The following is a 20,828-nucleotide window of genomic DNA, read 5'->3' on the forward strand; positions in this document are numbered from 1 at the left end:
CGGCAATCAAATTCGGGCGGTGCCGCGATTCTGGCCGCATCCGGGGGTTTTGCGGTGCGCGCGATGCGGGGCAATGGTGTAGGCTGGCTCAACGTCACGGGAGCACTCGGTATGAGCGTGCTGGAAGTCGCGATCTGGAGCGGTGCCGCCGGCGCCATCACGCTGGTCGTGCTGATCTGCCTGTCGGACTGGATCCTCCTGCGCACCATGGCGACCGCCCAGGGCACGGCCTACAACCTGGCGACCCTGGCCTTCGTGCTGCTGCTGAGCGGCGTGGCACAAGCGATCTTCCCGGCCATGGACCCCGAGGCGGCCCACATCGCCAAGGTGTTGATCGGCCCGTTGTGCGTGGGCCTCGGCAACTACTGGGTGCGGGCGTGGCTGTCGGCCCGCCACCGCGACCGCCTGATGGACATCTGCCTGCTGGGTGGTGGCGCGCTGGCGCCCGTCGCGGCGCTGGTGTGCCTGCTGTTGCCGCTGCAGCAGCAACTGCCCGCTTCGGCGGCGCTCGTGCTGCTGAATTCGGGCATGGTGCTCTGGATGGCCGTGCGGGCCTGGTTGCTCGGCGACGCGCTGGCCCTGGGCATCGCCATCGGCGGCGTCTTCATGCTGCCCGCCGTCGGCGGCCTGTATGCCGTCGCGCTCGGCCTGCCCGGGCTGGGCCCGGCCTGGCAGGCGCTGATCGCCCTGACCAGCGTGCTGTGCATCAGCGTGATCGGTTTCATGCTCTGGAAGCGCAACCAGCACGCGCGCCGCACGCGCGGCTTCGAGCAGGTGCAGTCGCAGTTCGATCCGGTGACCAAGCTGCCCGGCGGCCTGCCATTCGTGCAGCAGCTGTTGCGCGCGCTGGAGCGGCGGCGGCTCACGCGGCGCGACGGTGCGGTGCTGGCAGTCATTCTCTTCGCGCCGGAGAAGATCGTGGCGCAGACCGGCGCGGCCGGCCTGAACGAGGTCTACCTCCACCTGGCCCAGCGGCTGCAAAAGCAGGTGGGCGTGGTCAACCCGGTGGGGCGCTACTGGGACCGCTGCTTCGTGGCGCTGGTCGAAACCATCCATGCACCGGCGGCATTGCGCACACTGGGGCTGCGCGTGGCCTCCAGCTTGCGCCGCCCGATGCAGGTGACGGCGGCGGACGGCCGGAACGTGCAGGTGCGGCTCGACGTCGGCATCGGCGTCGTGCATCTTGACCGTGAGACGGCGGCGGCGGACGACGTGCTGCACGAGGCGCAGCGGCTGGCGGAGGCGGCGCGCGCGATGGCATCGCGGGCCGCCGTGCGCGACCCGGCGACGGGCGAGACCGTCCCGGTCGAACACGCGCGGCTGGGGCCGCGACGGCCCGGCCGCTTCGGCCCGGAGTTGCGGCATGTGATGCCGGGGCATCGGGCGCGCGCCTGAAAAACTATTCAATCATCTATTCTTTTAGTTGAAGATGCCATGATAAAATCTATTCATCATGGCCGTCACTGCAGCGCTCAACGACACCCTGCGCGCCAGCTTGCGCGCCGCCGGCGCGGCCACCAGCGCTGAGCTGCAACGCGCCTGCGGCGTCAGCCAGGCTTCGATCTCGCGGGCACTGGCGCCGCTGCTGGCCGCCGGGGAGGTGCTGGCTGTCGGGCGCGGGCCCAGCCGGGCCTACGTCATGCCCCGGCCAGTGGCCGGCGTGGGCACCACCGGGTCCATTCCCGTCATCCGGGTCGATGAAGACGGCGGCGTCAGCGAATTCGCCACGCTGATCCCCACGGCCGGCGGGCGCTGCTGGATCGAGGAATACGTGGAGCCGCTCACGCAGTTGCACGACGGCCTCCCGTGGTTCCTGGCCGACATGCGGCCCCAGGGTTTTCTGGGGCGCTCGTTCGCGCACCTGCACCAGGACTTGCGGCTCGCGGACAACCCGGACCATTGGTCCGACGACGACACGCTGAAGGCGCTGTGCCAGGTCGGCGACGACCTGCCCGGCAACCTGATCGTGGGGGCGCAGGCGTTCGAGCGCTTCAACCGGGCCGCGCCCCAGCCGCGCGTCGCGCCGGACGCCTACGTGAAGCTGGCGGACGCATCCATGCGGGGCGCCTTGCCCGGCTCTTCGGCGGGCGGCGAGCAGCCCAAGTTCTGCGCGGTGCGCGAAGACGGCCAGCCGGTGATCGTGAAGTTCTCGCCGGCCGGCGACTCGCCGTTCGACCGCCGCTGGGACGACCTGCTGGTGTGCGAGCACCTGGCGCTCACGGTGCTGAATGAAGGCGGGATTCCCGCCGCGCCCTCACGCGTGTTCCGCGACGGCGGCCGCACCCTGCTGGAGGTGGAACGCTTCGATCGCACGCCCCGGGGCCGCATCGGCATGGTGTCGCTCATGTCCTTCGACAACGAATACATCGGCCAGATCGACAATTGGGCCGCCACGGCGGAGCGGATCCGGCTGCGCGGGTTGCTCATCGAGGAAGACGTGGCGCACCTGCGCTTCCTGGAGGCGTTCGGCGTCCAGATCGGCAACACGGATCGCCACTACGGCAACATCTCGCTGGTGATCGGCCCCAATGGCAGCTGGCGGCTGGCGCCGGCTTATGACGTGCTGCCGATGATCTACGCTCCCATCGCCGGCGAGATCGTGCCGCGCGACTTTGAGCCCGGCCGGCTGGCGCCCTCGGCGGAGACGCTGAGGGAGTGGCCAAGGGCGCGTGCGCTTGCCGCCCGCTACTGGGAGCGCGTTGCGGGCGAGCCCATGGTTTCCGGCGACTTCCGGGCGCTGGCCGAACGGCACGCGGTCAGCCTTCGTGGCGATGCGCCTACAACTGCCCGGGGTGCGGCCGCTTAGCATCGTCCGATGCAGTTCAACCCGACAGTGATCGCGCGGTGCGCGGCGGCCGCGCTCATCGCGCTGCAGGTGTCCATCAGCCAGGCCGGGCCGCTCGACCAGCCGATGAGCGATGCGCAATTCGCCGCTTGCGTGCAGGGCCTGGCCGGGCAGACCGCCGGAGCCGGGCGGCCCATCAAGGCCGACGATTTCACGCGCATCGCCAGCCAGGCCCGGTACGACGATCGCGTGCGCCAGGCGCTGCTGGTGCAAAGGGGCGAGCCCACGTTCTGGTGGGACGACATCGCCGCCACCACCGACGATGAACGCGTGGCCCAGGGCCGCGAAGTGCTGGTGCGCGAGGCCGACGCCCTGCAGCGCATCGAGGCGCGCTGGGGCGTGCCCAAGGAGGTCGTGGTCGCGATCTATGGCATCGAGACCAATTACGGTCCGTCGTCCGGCCGCATCCCCGTGCTGGACGCCGCTCTCAGCCTGGCCTGCCTGCGCCCCTGCACCACCGGCAACTGCGCCTCCCGCGAACGCGCCTACGCCGCCGTGCGGCTGCTGCGCGACGGCAAGGTGCGCGGCGACAACTACCAGGGCTCCTGGGCCGCCGCCTTCGGGCGGACGCAATTCGTGCCGGACACCTTCGAGCAGATCGCCGTGGATTTCGATGGCGATGGCGTGGCCGACATCGTCGGCTCGGAGCGCGACGCCTTCGCCTCGACCGCCAACCACCTGCAAAAGCGCGGGGGCTGGATCGCCGGTGCGCCGGCCTACGTCGAGGTGCGCATCCCGCAGGAGCAACAGCGCGAATACGCCGCGGCCACGGGCAAGGTCAAGGGGCGGGACCGCAAGGTGTCGGAATGGGCCGCGCAGGGCTGGCAAGCGGTCGGCGCGGGCGGTGAGGCCGTTCCCTTGCAGGCGACTGGCGATCCCATGGCGACGCCGTTCCTGCCGGTGGGTTTGCCGGGACCGGCTTTCCTGGTGACGCGCAACTTCGACACCATCTGGCGCTACAACAACTCGGACCGCTACGTGATGGAGGTGGCGGTGCTCGCCAACCGGCTGGCGGGCGGCCCCGGCATCGTCACCGCCTGGCCCACCGACGACCCCGGCCTCAGCCGCGCGCAAGTGCGCGAACTGCAGGCCTGGCTGTTGCAGCGAGGGCACACCCTGGTGACGCCGGACGGCGTGGCCGGCCGGAACACGCGGGATGCCATCGAGGCGGAACGTACCCGCAAGGGCTTGCCGCCGGGGCGGCGCGCGGGCCAGCGAACCATGCGGTTGCTGATGCAACCCTAAGAAGAAAGCCGGGGCGGGGGCGATGGCCCGATGCAGAATATGCGCCGATGGTGCGTCCCAACCCGTTTCCGGCCAATGTGCTGTTCCTGCGAATGCGCGGGTTCGCCGCGCTCGACGCGACACAGCAAGCCGCCCGGCGCGCCAGGCTGACGCGGACGCTGGCCGGGCTGGTGCCTCTTTACCCCGAGGACGCCCGGGTGGTGGTGCAGGCTCCGGACGGCGCCGCCATCGTCGGCCTGGACGACCCGGTGCAGGCGCTGGAAGCGGCGCGGCTGGCGGCGCTGGAGCCCGAACTCGACATCGGGCTGCACCATGGGCTGGTGCGCACGCGCAAGCGCGACGCTGCGCAACTCACGGGCGAAGGGCTGGAAACCGCACAGGCGATCACGGGGCTCTCCCCGGAGCACCCGCTGCTGGCCACCAGCGAATTCCGCCGGGCGTTGCATGCCGCGGCGCCGCACCTGGGGCGCGCCTTGCGGACAGCGGGCAAGTTCATGGATGCGCAGGAGCGCGAACAGCGGCTGCACGCGCCCGAGGCGGCCGAACCCGAACCGCCGGCCGATCGCCGGCAGCTGCTCCTGGGCAGCGCCGCCATCGTGGCCATTTTGTGCGCGGGTGCCGTGGCGCGGGCGGTGCGCCTGCGCGACGAGGCGGCTCGCCGGCCGGCCGTGCTGCGGCTGGACATCCGGCCTGGCGGCGAGATCTGGGTCGACGGCGAATTGAAAGGCCAGGTTCCGCCGCTCACGCGATTGGCGGTTCCACCCGGCCCACACGTGATCGAGGTGCGTCTCGGCAAGATGACTCCCCTGCGCATGGACGTGCAACTGAAGCCGGGTGAGGAGATCGACGTCAAGCACATCTTCATCGCGCGCCAGCCGCCGCGCCGGGTGCCCAGCCTGCTGGAGCGATTCAAGTTCTGGGGAAGCAATTGAGCGCGGCTTTCAGCCACTTCGGGCGCTACCGCGTGGTGGGCGAAATCGGGCGCGGCGCCATGGGTGTGGTCTACGAAGCCGAGGACGAGACGCTGCAGCGGCAGGTGGCGGTCAAGACCATGCTGCTGTCGGACGACGCCGAGGAGCGCGCCGGGCACGAGGCGCGCTTCCGGCAGGAAGCCAAGGCGGCCGCGGGCCTCAACCACCCGAACGTCATCACGGTCTACGACATGGGGCGCGAGGGCGACTGGCTCTACATTGCCATGGAGATGCTGCGCGGCCAGGAGCTGCGTGAACTGATGAACAGCGGCACCTTGCAGCTGCCGGTGATCGTCGACCTGATCTCGCAGGTGGCCTCGGGGCTTGCCGCGGCGCACATGCGTGGCATCGTGCACCGCGACATCAAGCCCTCCAACATCATGGTGATGGACGGGCGGCACGCCAAGATCATGGATTTCGGCGTGGCCCGCATGCAGATTTCGGAAGTGAAGACGCAGACCGGCGTGATGCTGGGATCGCCCAAGTACATGGCGCCGGAGCAGGTGGAAGGCCGGGGTGTCGACTCGCGCAGCGACATCTTCTCGCTGGGCTCGGTGCTGTACGAATGCGTCGCGGGCAGCGCGCCGTTCTCCGGCACCGACCTGGGCACGCTGCTGTTCGACATCGTCCACGGTCAGCCGGTGCCCCCCAGCAAGCGCAACCCGGCTGTGCCGGAGGAGCTGGACCGCATCGTGGCCCGGGCGCTGCGCAAGGACCCCGGTGCCCGGTACCAGGACGCCGACCTGCTGGCGCACGAGCTGGCGCAGTGCGCCGCGCATCTCATGTCGGGCGCCGTGCGCGCCGGCTCGTTCTCTCCGGCGGCCACCATCAGCCGCCGCCTGCCTTTCACGGAAGCGCCGGCGCAGCCCGTGCCGGTGCCGGCGGCTGGCGACGATCCGGAGGCCACCGTGGCCCAGGTGCGAAAGCGCGCGCCCGATGCCTACGAATCCACCCAGCAGATCAGCGCGGCGCCGGACTCCGTCGCGCCTCCCGAAAGCGCCCCGCCTGAGCAGGAGGCCACGCTCGGACGGACCGCATCGGAAGCCGGGGATGGCAAGCCGCGCCGCGCCAGTTTCCCGTTGGCCGTCGAGTTCGATTCGATCGCCGCGCTGCAGCGGCTTGCCACCGGCGCGGCGTCCGCCGAGCCACCGCCGCAGGCCCTGCCGGTGCGGACGGTCGCAGGGGCGCCGCGCTGGGCCTGGCCTGTGGCTTTCGGAGTGGCTGTCTTCGCCGCGTTGGCCATCGCTTTCGTCTAGGAGCCGCCGCCGAGGCAGAATGCAGCCCCATGGATGAAGCCACCCCGCGCCCCGCCCGCCCCGAATTGCCCGACCACCTGTCCGCCGACGAGCGCAGCCCGCACTACGTGGCGGCCATCTTCGAACACGAGGTCGGCATCCGCCTGAACGGCAAGGAACGCACCGACGTCGAGGAATATTGCATCAGCGAGGGCTGGGTCAAGGTGCCCGCCGGGAAGACGCTGGACCGCAAGGGAAAGCCGCTCCTCATCAAGCTCAAGGGGCAGGTCGAGGTCTTCTACAAGTAGCGGTCTTCTGCGACACTCGTTCCCATGAGCAGCATGAGCCGCCAGTCCGACAAGGCCCCCGGCCTCTGGCAGCCGCCCGGCCGGCGCTGGGGCTGCGGCGCGCGTTCCGTGGTGCCCTATCTCAACCATTCGGTGCAGGCCAAGTTGCTGGCGATCGATATCGCCGAGCAGGACAAGGGACCGGTGCGCAACCCCGTCTTCCACGAAATGCAGATCACCCTCCGCGTCTGAAGACGCGCAGCGGGTTGAAGCCCGTGATCAATGCGGTGGCGGCGAGCACCAGCAGTGCGCCCGGAACCATGCCCGAGGTGACCGGCTCCCCGAGGAACAGGCGGCCCCAGGTCACCCCGAACAGCGGGATCATCAGCGCCGAGGACGTCGCGGCTGTCGCGGGAATCTCGCGCATCAGGCGCATGCTCACCCAGTACATCAGGCCGGACGTGACCATCCCGAGGATGAGGATCGCGGCCACCGCCGCGCTGGTCGGCCGCATCGTCTCCACTGTCGCGGCCGTGGGCACCGCGAGCGCGATGGCGGCGGCGAGATGCGCCGCGCCGGAAGCGGCCAGCGGCTGCTGCGTCAGTGTCGCGCGCTTCATCAGCACCGCGCCGATGCCGTAGCTCGCGGCCGCCGCGGTGCAGGCGAGGGCCGCGAGCACGACCTGCCGGTCCACCGCCACCGGCCCCAGCCGCACCAGCAGCGCCACGCCAGCAAAGCCCAGTGCGCAGCCGGCCAGCCGGCGCCAGGTCAGGCGTTCGTCACCCATCGCCGCGGCGCCCAGCATGCTGAACAGCGGTACCGTCGCATTGAGGATGGCGGAATAACCGGCGGGCAGCACCAGCGCGGCCCAGTTGAACAGCACGAAGGGCAGGGCGATGGTGAGCAGGCTCAGGACGGCCAGCCGCGGCCAGGCGGCGCGGTCCGGCCAGCGCTGGCGCACGATCCGCATGATCACCGCCAGCACCAGCGCCGCCAGCGCGCAGCGGATGCCGGCGAGGCCCCAGGGGCCGAAGGCCGGGCTGGCCACGCGCAGGAACGGGAAGGACGCGCCCCACAGGGCGGACAGGAGGATCAACTGGGCGAAATGCCGCGTCTGCATGGGGGCAGCGTAGCAGCCGCGCTGCTCAGCGTTGCGCGGCCAGCGCCTGGGCCTTCAGGCTGCGTTCGAGCAGCTTGGGCGATTCCATGCGTTCCGTCCATGCCGCGAAGGCCGGGGTGGGGCCACGCCACCGCAACGCTTCGACATCCTTGAACAGTTTGGCATCGGTCCGCAGTGTCGCCAGGCGCTTGAACAATTTCGCATTGGCGAGATGCGCGCCCAGCACCTTCTTGGGAAAGGTCTCGATCGGACCGTACTCGTTCAGCAGCCGGGCGGCGCCGACGGGGCCGATGCCTTCGATGCCGGGGTAGCCATCGGCGGCATCGCCGACGAGCGCCAGATAGTCGGGAATCAGGGCGGGAACCACGCCGAACTTCTGGCGGATGGCCTCGGCGTCACGGATCTTCTTGCCCCGGCGGTCCACCTGCAGCACGCGGTCGCCGCGCACGCACTGCGCCAGGTCCTTGTCGGGCGTCCAGATCAGCACCTTCCCGACCCGCGTGTCCTGGTCCGCGAGATGTGCCGCGGTCGCCAGCGCATCGTCCGCCTCGAGTTCGACCATCGGCCAGACGGCGACTCCCATGGCATCGAGCGCTTCTTCCAGGGGATGGAACTGGGCGTGCAAAGCCCGCTCGATGCCGGCACCGGTTTTGTAGCCGGGCCAGAGCCGATTGCGAAACGATTCGATCACGTGATCGGTCGCCACGCCCACGTGCGTGGTGTGGCTTTCGATCATCTCCAGCACGCCGTTCAGCACCCCCGCGACGGCGCCGTACGGCCGGTCGGCGCCCTTGTTGAAGCGCCGGAGGCCGTAGAAGTGCCGGAACAGCTCGTAAGTGCCGTCGACGAGGTCGACGTTCATGGGTTGCGCATGTTCAATCTGGGATCTGCGGCTCCACCAGTTGCGCCAGTTTGACCAGGGATTCCTGCCAGCCCAGGTAGCACATCTCCGCCGGGATCACGGCCGGGATGCCTTCCTGCACCACCTGCATGTCGGTGCCGCAGGACACCTGCGTCAGCGTGACCGTGGTCTTCATGGTGCCCGGCAGGTTCGCATCGTCGAAGCTGGCTTCGTAGACGACGCGCTGGCCCGGCACCAGCTCCAGGTACTTGCCGCCAAAGGAATGGGCGTGGCCGCTGCCGAAGTTGGTGAATGACATCTTGTACGTCCCGCCGACCTTGGCGTCCATGCTGTGGACCTTGGCCATGAAACCGAAGGGCGGCAGCCAGCACTCATAGGCAGCCGCCTCGGTGAAGGCGCGGTAGATGCGGTCCGGCGGGCAGCGCAAGACACGGTGGAGGCGGACGGTGTTGGTGGTCATGGCGTGATCATCCTTGGATTGAGGCAAGAGGACGGCCCTCTGTCTGCACGACGAATGGTTCAAGGCGAAATCGACAGCGTTCTTGCCATCCGGCCGTTCTTGTTCTATCATCGACCGATCGGTCGGTAGAAGATAGATCCGACCCTCAGGAGACTCCTATGTACACCCAAGCCATGGACACCATGGGCAAGGACGAGGCCCGCAAGCCGGTGCGTTCGGCCGAAGAGATGATTCTGGAAGATCGCTTCGAAGCTCGCATCGGCGAGGGCGATTTCATCGAGGCCAAGGACTGGATGCCGGACCACTACCGCAAGACGCTGGTGCGGCAGATCAGCCAGCATGCGCATTCCGAAATCGTCGGCATGCTGCCCGAAGGCAATTGGCTCACGCGTGCGCCCACGCTGAAGCGCAAGACCATCCTGCTGGCGAAGGTGCAGGACGAGGCGGGCCACGGCCTCTATCTCTATTCGGCCGCCGAGACGCTGGGCACCTCGCGCGACCAGATGCTGGAAGCCTTGCACAGCGGGAAGGCCAAGTACAGCTCGATCTTCAACTACCCCACGCTGACCTGGGCGGACGTCGGCGCCATCGGCTGGCTGGTGGACGGCGCGGCCATCATGAACCAGGTGCCGATCTGCCGCTGCTCCTACGGCCCGTATGCGCGCGCGATGATCCGCATCTGCCGCGAGGAAAGCTTCCACCAGCGCCAGGGCTTCGAGAGCCTGCTGACCATGATGCAGAAGGGCACGCAGGCGCAGAAGGACATGGTGCAGGACGCCGTCAACCGCTGGTGGTGGCCGTCCATCATGATGTTCGGCCCGCCGGACGACCAGTCGCCCAACACCGCGCAATCCATGCGCTGGGGCATCAAACGCGTTTCGAACGACGAACTGCGGCAGAAGTTCGTGGACGCCGCGGTCGAGCAGGCCAAGGTGCTCGGCGTCATCCCGCCCGACCCCGACCTGAAGTGGAACGAGGACCGCCAGCACTACGACTTCGGCACCATCGACTGGGCCGAGTTCTTCCAGGTGATCGCCGGCAACGGGCCTTGCAATCGCGAACGGCTCGCTGCGCGCGTGGATGCGTGGGACGACGGCGCGTGGGTGCGTGAAGCGGCGCTGGCGCATGCGCGGAAGCAAGAGCAGGCACACAAGGAGGCCGCATGAAAAGCGATGACGCCGGCACGACGCCTCCCTCCCCTGGTCAGGGGAGGGATGGGGAGGGGTTGAGCCCATTGCGGCCGCAGGCCACGGCGTCCGAAGGACGCGAGTGGCCCTTGTGGGAAGTCTTCGTCCGCAGCAAGAGCGGCCTGGACCACAAGCACTGCGGCAGCCTGCACGCGGCCGACGCGCAGATGGCGATCCAGAACGCGCGCGACGTCTACACGCGGCGCCAGGAGGGCACCAGCGTGTGGGTGGTCCGCTCGGACCACATCGTCGCCAGCGACCCCGGCGAGAAGAGCATGTACTTCGACCCGATGGAAGACAAGGTGTACCGCCACCCGACCTTCTACGAACTGCCCAAGTCCGTGGACCACATGTGATGGGCGCCGTCATGCAAGCCTCCATCCAGGTCAGCCAGGCCCCTGCCGTGCAGTATCTGCTGCGCATCGGCGACACCGCACTCATCCTGGCGCAGCGCCTCGCCGAATGGAGCGGCCATGCGCCGGTGCTGGAAGAAGACATCGCGCTGTCGAACATGGCGCTCGACCTCGTGGGCCAGGCCCGCGCGGTGCTGACGCATGCGGGACAGCTGGAAGGCTCCGGCTACGACGAAGACCAGCTCGCTTTCCTGCGCGATGAACGCGACTACCGCAACGTGACCCTGGTGGAGTTGCCGCGCGGCGACTTCGCCGTGACCGTGCTGCGCAATGCCATGGTGGCGACGTTCTTCAAGCTGCTGTGGACCCAGCTGGCAACGTCGAGCGATGCCGAGCTGGCAGGCATCGCCGGCAAGGCGGTGAAGGAAGCGCGCTACCACCAGCAGCACGCGGCCGACTGGCTGGTGCGGCTGGCCGACGGCACCGACGAATCCCGCCGCCGGGTCGAAAAGGCGGTGATGCAGCTGTGGCACTACAACACCGAGTTGTTCGCCGACGATGCCGTCGATGAGCACGCGCACGCCACCGGGCTGGGCCCGCGTTGGGGCGACTTGAAGGAAGCCTGGACCGCCGAGATGACGGAGCTGTTCGCGGCCGGCGGCCTGACGGTGCCGGCCGAAGTGGCCTTCCTCGCCACGGGCAAGCGCGGCACGCACAGCGAACACATGGGGTTCCTGCTGGCCGAGATGCAGCATCTGCAGCGCGCCTTCCCCGGAGGCGTCTGGTGATGAATCGGGCCGAACGCGCCTGGGAAGTGCTGGGCACCGTGCTCGACCCCGAGGTGCCGGCGCTGTCGGTATGCGATCTCGGCATCGTGCGCGACGTGATCGACCATGGGGATGAACTGGAGGTGGTGCTGACGCCCACCTACTCAGGATGCCCGGCAACGGAGTTGATCGAGCAGAACGTGCTGGAGGCGATCGCGGCCGAGGGACTCGGCCCGGCGCGCGCCACGCTGCGCCGCGCGCCCGCCTGGACCACCGACTGGATCAGCGCCGAGGGCAAGCGCAAGCTCAACGACTATGGGATCGCGCCGCCCGGCCCGGTGCCGCCCGAGGGTGGCGTGCCGATCCGCATCATCGGGCGCCGGCAGGACGCCATTGCCTGCCCGCGCTGCGCGAGCCTGCACACGGAGCGCTTGTCCGCCTTCGGCTCCACGGCGTGCAAGGCGATGTACCGGTGCCTGTCCTGCCGGGAACCATTCGAACATTTCAAGCCGATCTAGATGAGCGTCATCTTCCATCCGTTGCGCGTCCGCGCCATCCAGCCCGACACGCAGGAAGCTGTCGTCGTCTCCTTCGACGTCCCCGAGGAGCTGAAGCCGGTGTTCGGCTTCACGCAGGGCCAGTACCTGACGCTGCGCAAGGAGATCGAGGGCCAGGACCTGCGCCGCTCCTATTCCATCTGCGCTGGCGTCGACGACGGCGAGCTGCGGGTCGGCGTGCGCAAGGTGCGCGGCGGCGTCTTCAGCAACTGGATCAACGAGCACCTGAAGCCCGGTGACACCATCAACGTGATGGCGCCGCAGGGCCGCTTCTTCGTTCCGATCGAGCCCGAGGCGCAGCGGCACCATGTGGGCATCGCGGGCGGCAGCGGCATCACGCCCATCCTCTCCATCATGAAGACGGTGCTGGCCCGCGAACCCGCGAGCCGCTTCACGCTGATCTACGGCAACCGCAGCCTCAAGTCCACGATGTTCAAGGAGGAGATCGAGGACCTGAAGGACAAGTACATGACGCGGCTGGTGCTGCATCACGTGTTCTCCGACGAACACACCGACGCGCCGATCAACATGGGCGTGATGAACCGCGACAAGATCGGCGAGTTCCTGCGCCTGCTGGTGCCGGCCGATCGCATCGCGCACACGTACATCTGCGGTCCGTTCCAGATGAACGACGAAGCCGAGGCCGCGCTGCTGGCCGCGGGTGTGCCGGAAGAACGCATCCACATCGAGCGCTTCGGCATCGCGCAGCAGGCCGCGGGCCAGGTGGGCGCCGTGGTGCACGAGGCGAAGCCGGGCGACGCCGAGCAGGCCAGGGTGGTGATCATCCGTGACGGCCTCACGCGCGAGATCACTTTCACCAAGGACCAGCCGAGCATCCTCGATTCGGCGTCCGCGGCCGGACTGGAGGTGCCGTTCTCCTGCACCTCCGGCGTCTGCGGCACCTGCCGCGCCAAACTGGTCGAAGGCCAGGTGCGCATGGAGCGCAACTTCGCGCTCGACAAGAACGAGGTGGCGGCGGGCTTCATCCTGACGTGCCAGGCGCATCCGACGACGGAGCGCGTCGTTCTCTCTTTCGACGAGCGCTGAGCGCATGGGCCGCGGGCGTTCAGCGACCTATGACGACCAGCGCGAGTTGATTCTCGCCAGCGCGGCTTCGCTCTTCGCGCACCGCGGTTACCCCGGCACCTCGATGAACCAGGTGGCGGAAGCTTGCGGCCTGTCCAAGGCCACGCTGTACCACTACTACAAGGACAAGTACGCCCTGCTGGTCAGCATCGCCGACAGCCACGTTTCGCGGCTGCAAGGCATCGTGCGCGAGGCCTTGTCCGCGGAGACAACGCCCGAAGACCAGATGCGCGTGCTGATCCGCCGGCTGGTGGAGGAGTACGCCCATGCGCAGAACGCGCACCGCGTGCTGACCGAAGACGTGAAGTTCCTCGATCCGGATGACCGGAAGCGCGTGCTCGACAAGGAGCGCGAGGTCGTCAACGGCTTCGCGCGCGTCGTCGCCACGTTGCGCCCCGACTTGAAGGATGCCGCCATGAGCAAGCCGCTCACCATGCTGCTCTTCGGGATGATCAACTGGATGTTCACCTGGATGAAGCCGGACGGCGCCGTCGACTACGAGGCGATGGCGCCCGTCGTGGCCGACCTGTTCCTGGGCGGCTTGGGCGCTGTTCAAGCGCCGGAGACCGCTCCCACAACGATTGGAGATCCCGCATGACCAACACCACCTTGCAAAGTTACATCGCCGGCCGCTGGGTCGGCAAGGAAGGCGCGCAGGCGCTGCGCAGCGCCATCAACGGCAAGCCGGTGGCGAACACGCATGCCGAGAAGCTGGACTTCGCCGAAGCCGTGCAGCATGCGCGCAAGGTGGGTGTGCCCAACCTGATGAAGCTGGATTTCCAGCAGCGGGCCGAGCGCCTGAAGGCGCTGGCCAAGTTCCTCAACGAGCGCAAGGAGGAGCTCTATGCGATCTCCGCGCACACCGGTGCGACCCGCGCCGACAGCTGGATCGACATCGAAGGCGGCAGCGGCACGTTGTTCGCCTATGCAGGCGTCGGTGCCAACGAGTTGCCTTCGGGCAACGTGGTGCACGAAGGTCCGGCGATGTCGCTGGGCAAGAAGGGCAGTTTCGCCGGCACGCACATCCTGGTGCCGCGCGGCGGCCTGGCCGTTCACATCAACGCGTTCAACTTCCCGGTGTGGGGTTTGCTGGAGAAGTTCGCGCCGAGCTTCCTGGCTGGCGTGCCTTGCATCGGCAAGCCCGCGACCGCCACGAGCTACCTCACCGAGGCCGCGGTGCGGCTGATGATCGAATCGGGCATCCTGCCCGAAGGCAGCCTGCAACTGGTGATCGGCAGCACGGGCGACTTGCTGGACCGCCTGGACGGCGCCGATGTCGTCACCTTCACCGGCTCGGCCGACACGGCCGCGAAGCTGCGCGTGCACCCGAACGTGATCCGCCAATCCATCCCGTTCAACGCCGAAGCCGATTCGCTGAACTGCGCGGTGCTGGCGCCCGACGTGACGCCGGACGACGAGGAGTTCGACCTGTTCGTGAAGGAGGTCGCGCGCGAGATGACGGTGAAGGCCGGCCAGAAGTGCACGGCGATCCGCCGCGCCATCGTGCCGAAGGAGTATGTGGACGAAGTGAGCAAGCGCCTGCGCGCGCGCCTGGCCAAGGTGGTGGTGGGCGACCCGTCGCTGGAGGAAGTGCGCATGGGCGCACTCGCCTCGCAAGACCAGAAGGCCGACGTGGGCGAGCGCGTCGCCGCGCTGCTGAAGAACGCGGAACTGGTGTTCGGTGAGCGCGATGGCTTCGCGCCCAAGGGCCAGGGTGTCGCCGAAGGCGCCTTCTTCTCGCCGACCTTGCTGCTCGCGCGCAATCCGATGGGCGACGACAGCGTGCACGACATCGAGGCCTTCGGCCCGGTGAGCACGCTGATGGCCTACGACGGACTGGATGAAGCGTTGGCACTGGCCGCGCGCGGCAAGGGCAGCCTGGTCGCCACGCTGGTCACCAAGGACGCGGCGACGGCCGCGCGCTTCGTCCCCGCTGCAGCGGCGACCCACGGCCGGCTGCTCGTGCTGGACCGCGAAGCCGCGGCCGAATCCACCGGGCATGGCTCGCCCCTGCCACAACTGAAGCACGGCGGCCCGGGCCGCGCCGGTGGCGGTGAGGAACTGGGCGGCCTGCGCGCCGTCAAGCACTACCTGCAACGGGCGGCAGTGCAGGGCTCACCGGCGATGCTGAGCGCCGTCACCGGCGAGCACGTGCGCGGCGGCAAGCTGAACGACGACGGCACGCACCCGTTCCGCAAGCATTTCGAAGACCTGAAGATCGGCGATTCCTTGCTGACGCATCGCCGGACGGTGGGCGAGGCCGATATCGTCAACTTCGGCGGCATCTCCGGCGACTACTTCTACATGCACTTCGACGAGGTCGCGGCCAGGGAGAGCCCGTTCGGCAAGCGCATCGCCCACGGCTATTTCGTGTTGTCGGCCGCCGCGGGACTGTTCGTCTCGCCGGCGCCTGGCCCCGTGCTGGCGAACTACGGCCTGGACACGCTGCGCTTCGTCAAGCCCGTGGGCATCGGCGACACCATCCAGGCACGCCTGACGGCCAAGCGCAAGATCGACCGCAACCGCAAGGATGCCAAGGGCGTGGGGCAGGGCGTGGTGGCGTGGGACGTGGAGGTGACGAACCAGGATGGTGAACTGGTGGCGAGCTACGACATCCTGACCCTGGTGGCGAAGCGTGGTTAGCGTGCGCCAGCCCATGGAATCGTTCGCATGTGCCTGCGTGGCCAGCCTGGCCGTTGCCGTGCCCTGGAGCCATGCGGCGGCGGCTGACCCTTCGCTGACCGGATGTTGGCGCGCAGTGAAGATCATCCTTCATGCGCAGGATGGTTCGAAGACGGAGGACGTCTCCGGGCGCTGCACGCTCCACTTCAAGGACGCCGAATTCGAATCGGTGTGCGGAACGTCCGCCGGACGGGCGGTGAGGAGCACCTACGCCTACCGGATCGTGCGTCCGGGCTTCTATTCGGCCACCATGACCCGCAGCAGCTTCCGGACCGACCTGGCGGGATCGGCGCGCGAGTACGAATACCGTGTCGAGGGCGACCGGCTCAGGACCGTGACACAGCCCCAGGCCCATCTGCCGGTTGCTCCAGCCGGTGCCGGGCGCGTGGAGACGGAAGCGGCCAGGATGCCCTGCCCGTGAGGCTCGACCCCCGCGAGTGCTAGTGCCTGTGCGTGCTGCCGCCGGCACGCCGGTAGTGCTCGCCCAGCACGTCGCGGCCCCAATCCCCCTGGACATCCCGCCACACGCGTGGTTGCCGCCCGAGTTGTCCCACTCGATCAGGAAGCGCGCGCCCTGGATGCGCCAGTAGTGCGGCTGGCCGCGCTCCGTGGCGCCGGCCCAGCCGAAGCGCACGCTGGCCAGACCGCCGGCATGCACGCGTGCCAGACGCTGCTGCGCGAGTGACGCTTCGGCCACCGAGGCCAGGGATTCGATCACCCGCAGCAGCAACGCCTGCTGTGCCGCGTCCAGGTCCCCGAACGCGATGCCCACCGGCGCCAGCGGATCCAGCTTTTCGGCATTGCGCGTGACGATGTCGCCGAAAGGCCGTGCGCTGAACAGGGCCTGCTGGCGTTGGGTGGGGCGGAGCGACGCCAGCAGCGCGAAGGCCCGGTCTCCCTGCTCGCCCAATGCGCGCTGGCCTTTGCGCGGACCGTTGGCGATGTCGCGCGGCACCTCGGAGGGATTGGCACCCAGGAATTGAGGCAGTGTCGCGACCACCTGGCTGTTGGAAAGCGTGAAGTGCAGCGAGAGGTGGTGCCCCTCGATGCGCCAGCCCCAGGCCCCGTTCGCGTCGACCGGGCCGAACAAGGCGATGGCGTAGTTCTCGGGGTCTCGCGAGAGCCCGAAGGCTTCCAGTTCGCGCAGGGCGATCTCCAGCGAGATCACGGCGCGCACCTGGAGCAGGCCAGACGCCGAAAGTGCCGCCGCCAGCAGTTGCTGCGCGGCCGTCCGCTGCGCCGGGCTCATCGCCTTGAAGGGGATGCCCGGGCGGCTGCGCGGTGTGTAGTGCCAGTCGGTGCGTGCCTGCAAGGTGAAGGGCTGGACCAGCTGCGGCCGCTCGGCCGCCGGGGTGGCTTGCAGCAGCCCCTGCGCGGCAGCCGTCATGGCCTGTGCCGCCTTGCTGGTGTCGGCAGCACCCACGCCCGCCGGCGCCACGGCCAGCAGCGTCCAGGTCATCCAGGCGGAAAATGTGCGCAGCAGCATCGCAACCCGTTTCAAGCAGCCATCTTAGTCCTGCTACCCTCCGGGGTCGTACAATCCGCGCCCCATGACGACATTCATCCTCTCCCACCAGGTGCTCGACGAGGTCCTGCTCAAGCATCGCGTGAAGCCCAACGACCTGTCCGGCATCGACAAGCTGTTCGGCGGCGAGGACGGCTATTACTGGTACCACACCATGCGGCACATGTGCCCCAAGACCGAGGTCATGGTGTGGACGAGCCAGGCCGACATGCGCGCCGCCATCCAGGGCGCCGAGAACAAGACGGCCGAGGAAGACGAAGTGAAGGCGCAGCCGCTGAAGGATGTGCACGTGGAGGCGATCACGCGCCACCTGGCGGTGGAGTTGTAGGCTGGGGTAAGCCCGAAGGCGAACCCCAGCGCCTGCGAGGATCTCTGCCGGGGTTCGCCTGCGGGCTTACCCCAGCCTACGGGCCACGACGCTCAGGCGGGTGCCACTTCGTGCCCGGCCATCAGCTCCAGCGCCTTCACCAGCGCCGAATGATCCAGCTCGGCCATGCCGTTCGCGGCGCAGGCCTGCATCAATTGCGCCGCCCCGGCGGTCTGCGGCAGCGACACCCCCAGCTCCCGCGCGCCCTGCAGCGCCAGCCCCAGGTCCTTCTGGTGCAGCTGGATGCGGAAGCCCGGCGCGAAGGTGCGCTTGATCATGCGTTCGCCATGCACCTCGAGGATGCGGCTGGCTGCGAAACCGCCCATCAGTGCCTGCCGCACCTTGGCCGGGTCGGCGCCGGCCTTGCTGGCGAACAGCAGCGCCTCACCCACGGCCGCGATGTTCAGGGCCACGATGATCTGGTTGGCCACCTTGGTGGTCTGGCCGTCGCCGTTGCCGCCCACCAGCGTGATGTTCTTGCCCATCGCCTGTAGCAGGGGCAGCACGCGTTCGAACACCGCCGGCTCCGCGCCGCACATGATCGTGAGCGATGCGGCCTTGGCGCCGACCTCCCCGCCGGACACCGGCGCATCCACATAGTCCGCGCCCGCGGCGTTGACGCGCTTCGCGAAGTCCTTGGTGGACATCGGGGAGATCGAGCTCATGTCGACGACCGTCTTGCCCTTGGCCAGGCCGCCTTCGACGCCGTCCTTGCCGAACAGCACGAGCTCGACGTCGGGCGTGTCGGGGAGCATGAGGAAGATGACATCGGCGGCACGGGCCACGTCGGTGTTGGTGGCGCACACGGTGGCGGCCTTCAAAGCTTCCGGAACCTTGCTGCGCGTCCGCACGAACAGCTCATGCCCCGCCGCCAGCAGGTGGCCCGCCATCGGGGCGCCCATGATGCCCAGGCCGATGAATCCGATCTTCATGTGGTGTTCCTCGAAAGAGAGTTCAGTAAGAGCCCGGGACCGGCTTGGCCTGGCCGGCGCGCATCGCGGCCATCACCTGTTGCGCGCCGGCGGCGATGAGGCGCGCGTCGGAACTCACGGTGACGAACTGGAAGCCCAGGCCGATGCGCCTGAGCGCCGACTCCGGGCCGGTGTTGTGGATGCCCGCGACCAGGCCATGCGCCTTGGCGCGTGCCAGGACGTGTTCCACCGCCTGCTGCACCTTGGGCTCCAGCTCGTCCATCGCGGGCTTGCAGCCCATGGAGATCGACAGGTCCGACGGGCCGATGTAGATTGCGTCCAGGCCTTCCACCGAGAGGATGGCCTCCAGGTTGTCGAGCGCCTGGGCGGTTTCGATCATCGCGAAGGTGACGATGGTGTCGTTGGCATGCTGCGGATAGTCGGCGCCGCCATACAGCAGCGCCCGCACCGGGCCGAAGCTGCGCACGCCGCGCGGCGCGTAGTGCGTCCAGGCCACGAGGTTCTGCGCGTCCTCGCGGGTGTTGACCATCGGGCAGATGACGGCGTAGGCGCCCGCGTCCAGCGTCTTCATCAGGATGCCGGGTTCCAGCCAGGGCACGCGCACCACGGGCACGGTGTTGGTGGTGGAGACGGCCTGCAGCATCGTCACCATGGCCTGGTAGTCCACCACGCCATGCTGCATGTCCACCGTGAGGGAATCCCAGCCCTGGTGGGCCATGGTTTCGGCAGAGAAGCTGTTCGGGATCGCCAGCCAGCCATTGACGGCGGCGCCGCCGGCTTGCCAGAGCGTGCGCAGGGGGTTGGGTCTCACGGGGGCTCCTGGTTCACGCCTGGGTGTAGGCAGTCTTCACCGTCGTATAGAACTCCGCAGCATAGCGGCCCTGTTCGCGGGAGCCGTAGCTGGAACCCTTGCGTCCGCCGAAGGGCACGTGGTAGTCCACGCCGGCCGTCGGCAGGTTGACCATCACCATGCCCGCCTGGCTGTGGCGCTTGAAGTGCGTGGCGTGCTTGAGCGAGGTGGTGGCGATGCCGGCGGCGAGGCCGAACTCGGTGTCGTTGGCCAGCGACAGCGCTTCGTCGTAGTTCTTCGCGCGGATCACACTGACCACGGGGCCGAAGATCTCCTCGCGGTTGATGCGCATGTCTTTCGTCGTCTCCGTGAAGAGCGCCGGGCGCATGTACCAGCCGGGCGCGCCGTCGGCGTTGCGCTCCAGCGCTTCGCCGCCCGCCACCAGCCGTGCCCCTTCGCCCTTGCCGATGGCGATGTATTCGAGGTCCTGCGCCAGCTGCTTGTCGTCGACCACCGGGCCGACGTCGGTGCCGGTCTTGCGCGCGTCGTCGACCTTCAGGGCCTGCATGCGCTCGGCCATGGCGGCCACGAAGCGATCGTGAATGCCCTCGGTGACGATCAGGCGCGACGAGGCTGTGCAGCGTTGCCCGGTCGAGAAGAAGCCGCTGTTGACGGCGGCGCTGACCGCCACCCCCAGGTCGGCGTCATCCAGCACCACCATCGGGTTCTTGCCGCCCATCTCCAGCTGGAACTTGGCCATGCGCTTCACGCAAGCGGCCGCGATGCGCTGGCCCGTGGCGACGGAACCGGTGAAGCTGATGGCGTGCACGCGGGCGTCGTCCAGCAGCACCTGGCCGACTTCGGAGCCGCGGCCCATGACCAGGTTGAAGACGCCGGCCGGCAGGCCCGCGCGATGCAGGATGTCGGCGATCGCCCAGGCCGAGCCGGGGACCAGGTCCGCCGGCTTGAGCACGACCGCATTTCCGAAAGCGATGGCCGGCGCGATCTTCCAGGCGGGGATGGCGATGGGGAAGTTCCAGGGCGTGATCAAGCCGACGACGCCGACCGGTTCGCGCGTGACCTCGACGCCCACGCCGGGACGCACCGACGGCACCACGTCGCCATTGGTGCGCAGCGCTTCGCCCGCGAAGAACTTGAAGATGTTGCCCGCGCGGGTGACTTCGCCGATGGCTTCGGGCAGCGTCTTGCCTTCCTCGCGTGCCAGCAGGTCGCCGAGTTCGGCCTTGCGCGCGAGGATCTCGGCGCCCGCGGCATCGAGGATGTCGAAGCGCTGTTGCGGTGTCGACAGTCCCCAGCCGGGTTGTGCCTTGGTCGCCGCGGCGATGGCGTCGCGTGCCTGCGCGGCGTCGGCCTGGGCGTATTCACCGACGACGTCGCGGGTGTCGGAGGGGTTGACGTTGCGGGACGCTTTGGGGCCGTCGAGCCATTCGCCGTTGATGAGGTTCTTGAACATGTCTTGTCTCCTTATGAATTCCTCCCTCCCCCTCCGGGGGAGGGTCGGGGTGGGGGCGCGCGAGACGATACAGTCCTCGGCGC

Annotated in this window: 23 protein-coding genes and 1 pseudogene; 17 read left to right on the forward strand and 7 right to left on the reverse strand. The window is 68.6% G+C overall.

Going from position 1 to position 20,828, the window contains the following annotated elements:
* Positions 1-111: 111 nt before the first annotated feature.
* From FN976_RS00790 to FN976_RS00820, 7 genes are read left to right on the forward strand one after another with little or no spacing between them, the layout of a single operon-like run.
* The gene (locus FN976_RS00790; RefSeq protein ID WP_145889981.1) at positions 112-1,395 is read left to right on the forward strand and encodes a diguanylate cyclase domain-containing protein; all 1,284 of its coding nucleotides are present in this window, start codon (positions 112-114) and stop codon (positions 1,393-1,395) included.
* 58 nt (positions 1,396-1,453) lie between these two features.
* Positions 1,454-2,806, forward strand: a complete 1,353-nt coding sequence (gene yjjJ / locus FN976_RS00795; protein ID WP_145889983.1) for a type II toxin-antitoxin system HipA family toxin YjjJ — start codon at positions 1,454-1,456, stop codon at positions 2,804-2,806.
* A gap of 9 nt (positions 2,807-2,815) precedes the next feature.
* On the forward strand, positions 2,816-4,090 hold the full coding sequence (locus tag FN976_RS00800) for a lytic murein transglycosylase (RefSeq protein WP_145889985.1): 1,275 nt from the start codon (positions 2,816-2,818) through the stop codon (positions 4,088-4,090).
* Between the two features lie 47 nt (positions 4,091-4,137).
* Complete coding sequence (locus FN976_RS00805) at positions 4,138-5,022, forward strand: peptidase associated/transthyretin-like domain-containing protein (protein WP_145889987.1); 885 nt, start codon at positions 4,138-4,140, stop codon at positions 5,020-5,022.
* Positions 5,019-6,317 (forward strand): serine/threonine-protein kinase, encoded by a 1,299-nt coding sequence (locus tag FN976_RS00810; RefSeq protein ID WP_145889989.1) that lies wholly within the window; start codon positions 5,019-5,021, stop codon positions 6,315-6,317. Before FN976_RS00805 ends, FN976_RS00810 begins: the two co-directional genes overlap by 4 nt.
* A gap of 29 nt (positions 6,318-6,346) precedes the next feature.
* The gene (locus FN976_RS00815) at positions 6,347-6,604 is read left to right on the forward strand and encodes a DUF3297 family protein (RefSeq protein ID WP_145889991.1); all 258 of its coding nucleotides are present in this window, start codon (positions 6,347-6,349) and stop codon (positions 6,602-6,604) included.
* A 24-nt stretch (positions 6,605-6,628) separates the two neighbouring features.
* The gene (locus FN976_RS00820) at positions 6,629-6,835 is read left to right on the forward strand and encodes a hypothetical protein (protein WP_145889993.1); all 207 of its coding nucleotides are present in this window, start codon (positions 6,629-6,631) and stop codon (positions 6,833-6,835) included.
* On the opposite strand, the gene FN976_RS00825 is transcribed toward FN976_RS00820, so the two are convergent.
* The 3 genes from FN976_RS00825 to FN976_RS00835 are packed head-to-tail and all read right to left on the reverse strand — an operon-like array spanning position 6,819 to position 9,025.
* Positions 6,819-7,703 carry a DMT family transporter gene (locus tag FN976_RS00825; protein WP_145889996.1) on the reverse strand — a complete coding sequence of 295 codons (885 nt, stop codon included), beginning with the start codon at positions 7,701-7,703 and terminating at the stop codon, positions 6,819-6,821. The two genes, FN976_RS00820 and FN976_RS00825, sit on opposite strands and share 17 nt — an antisense overlap.
* A gap of 25 nt (positions 7,704-7,728) precedes the next feature.
* Positions 7,729-8,565 (reverse strand): 5'-3' exonuclease, encoded by an 837-nt coding sequence (locus tag FN976_RS00830; RefSeq protein WP_145889998.1) that lies wholly within the window; start codon positions 8,563-8,565, stop codon positions 7,729-7,731.
* Between the two features lie 13 nt (positions 8,566-8,578).
* A complete protein-coding gene (locus FN976_RS00835; protein ID WP_145890000.1) occupies positions 8,579-9,025 on the reverse strand; it encodes an SRPBCC family protein in 447 nt (148 codons plus the stop codon).
* A 158-nt stretch (positions 9,026-9,183) separates the two neighbouring features.
* Between FN976_RS00835 and paaA the strand changes: the two genes are divergently transcribed.
* From paaA to FN976_RS29095, 8 genes are read left to right on the forward strand one after another with little or no spacing between them, the layout of a single operon-like run.
* Positions 9,184-10,191 carry a 1,2-phenylacetyl-CoA epoxidase subunit PaaA gene (gene paaA, locus FN976_RS00840; protein ID WP_145890002.1) on the forward strand — a complete coding sequence of 336 codons (1,008 nt, stop codon included), beginning with the start codon at positions 9,184-9,186 and terminating at the stop codon, positions 10,189-10,191.
* Complete coding sequence (gene paaB / locus FN976_RS00845) at positions 10,188-10,568, forward strand: 1,2-phenylacetyl-CoA epoxidase subunit PaaB (RefSeq protein ID WP_432417835.1); 381 nt, start codon at positions 10,188-10,190, stop codon at positions 10,566-10,568. The genes paaA and paaB overlap by 4 nt, the downstream gene beginning before the upstream one ends.
* A gap of 11 nt (positions 10,569-10,579) precedes the next feature.
* Positions 10,580-11,353: a 1,2-phenylacetyl-CoA epoxidase subunit PaaC gene (gene paaC / locus FN976_RS00850; protein WP_145890004.1), complete on the forward strand. Its 774-nt coding sequence runs from the start codon at positions 10,580-10,582 to the stop codon at positions 11,351-11,353.
* Positions 11,353-11,850, forward strand: a complete 498-nt coding sequence (gene paaD, locus FN976_RS00855; RefSeq protein ID WP_145890006.1) for a 1,2-phenylacetyl-CoA epoxidase subunit PaaD — start codon at positions 11,353-11,355, stop codon at positions 11,848-11,850. Before paaC ends, paaD begins: the two co-directional genes overlap by 1 nt.
* The gene (gene paaE / locus FN976_RS00860) at positions 11,851-12,936 is read left to right on the forward strand and encodes a 1,2-phenylacetyl-CoA epoxidase subunit PaaE (RefSeq protein ID WP_145890008.1); all 1,086 of its coding nucleotides are present in this window, start codon (positions 11,851-11,853) and stop codon (positions 12,934-12,936) included.
* Positions 12,937-12,940: 4 nt separating this feature from the next.
* Positions 12,941-13,573, forward strand: coding sequence for a TetR/AcrR family transcriptional regulator (locus FN976_RS00865; protein ID WP_145890010.1), 633 nt, complete (start codon positions 12,941-12,943; stop codon positions 13,571-13,573).
* The gene (paaZ, locus tag FN976_RS00870) at positions 13,570-15,618 is read left to right on the forward strand and encodes a phenylacetic acid degradation bifunctional protein PaaZ (RefSeq protein ID WP_145890012.1); all 2,049 of its coding nucleotides are present in this window, start codon (positions 13,570-13,572) and stop codon (positions 15,616-15,618) included. The genes FN976_RS00865 and paaZ overlap by 4 nt, the downstream gene beginning before the upstream one ends.
* 37 nt (positions 15,619-15,655) lie before the next feature.
* Positions 15,656-16,078, forward strand: a complete 423-nt coding sequence (locus tag FN976_RS29095; RefSeq protein WP_255440018.1) for a hypothetical protein — start codon at positions 15,656-15,658, stop codon at positions 16,076-16,078.
* 171 nt (positions 16,079-16,249) lie between these two features.
* Here FN976_RS29095 and FN976_RS29735 read toward each other — a convergent pair.
* Positions 16,250-17,044 (reverse strand): annotated as a pseudogene (locus FN976_RS29735) (DUF3500 domain-containing protein); the annotation flags it as partial.
* Between FN976_RS29735 and FN976_RS29330 the strand changes: the two are divergent.
* Positions 16,956-17,171, forward strand: coding sequence for a hypothetical protein (locus tag FN976_RS29330; protein ID WP_255440019.1), 216 nt, complete (start codon positions 16,956-16,958; stop codon positions 17,169-17,171). The pseudogene FN976_RS29735 and the gene FN976_RS29330 sit on opposite strands and share 89 nt — an antisense overlap.
* A gap of 36 nt (positions 17,172-17,207) precedes the next feature.
* On the forward strand, positions 17,208-17,510 hold the full coding sequence (locus FN976_RS00885; protein WP_145890016.1) for a hypothetical protein: 303 nt from the start codon (positions 17,208-17,210) through the stop codon (positions 17,508-17,510).
* A 92-nt stretch (positions 17,511-17,602) separates the two neighbouring features.
* Here FN976_RS00885 and FN976_RS00890 read toward each other — a convergent pair whose 3' ends face one another.
* From FN976_RS00890 to FN976_RS00900, 3 genes are read right to left on the reverse strand one after another with little or no spacing between them, the layout of a single operon-like run.
* Entirely contained in the window at positions 17,603-18,481 is an 879-nt protein-coding gene (locus tag FN976_RS00890) for a 2-hydroxy-3-oxopropionate reductase (protein WP_145890018.1), read from the reverse strand.
* Between the two features lie 22 nt (positions 18,482-18,503).
* The gene (locus FN976_RS00895) at positions 18,504-19,292 is read right to left on the reverse strand and encodes an HpcH/HpaI aldolase family protein (protein WP_145890020.1); all 789 of its coding nucleotides are present in this window, start codon (positions 19,290-19,292) and stop codon (positions 18,504-18,506) included.
* A 13-nt stretch (positions 19,293-19,305) separates the two neighbouring features.
* On the reverse strand, positions 19,306-20,745 hold the full coding sequence (locus FN976_RS00900; RefSeq protein ID WP_145890022.1) for an aldehyde dehydrogenase family protein: 1,440 nt from the start codon (positions 20,743-20,745) through the stop codon (positions 19,306-19,308).
* Positions 20,746-20,828 lie beyond the last annotated feature (83 nt).

The organism is Caenimonas sedimenti (assembly GCF_007833165.1).
In the GTDB taxonomy this organism is placed as follows: domain Bacteria; phylum Pseudomonadota; class Gammaproteobacteria; order Burkholderiales; family Burkholderiaceae_C; genus Ramlibacter; species Ramlibacter sedimenti.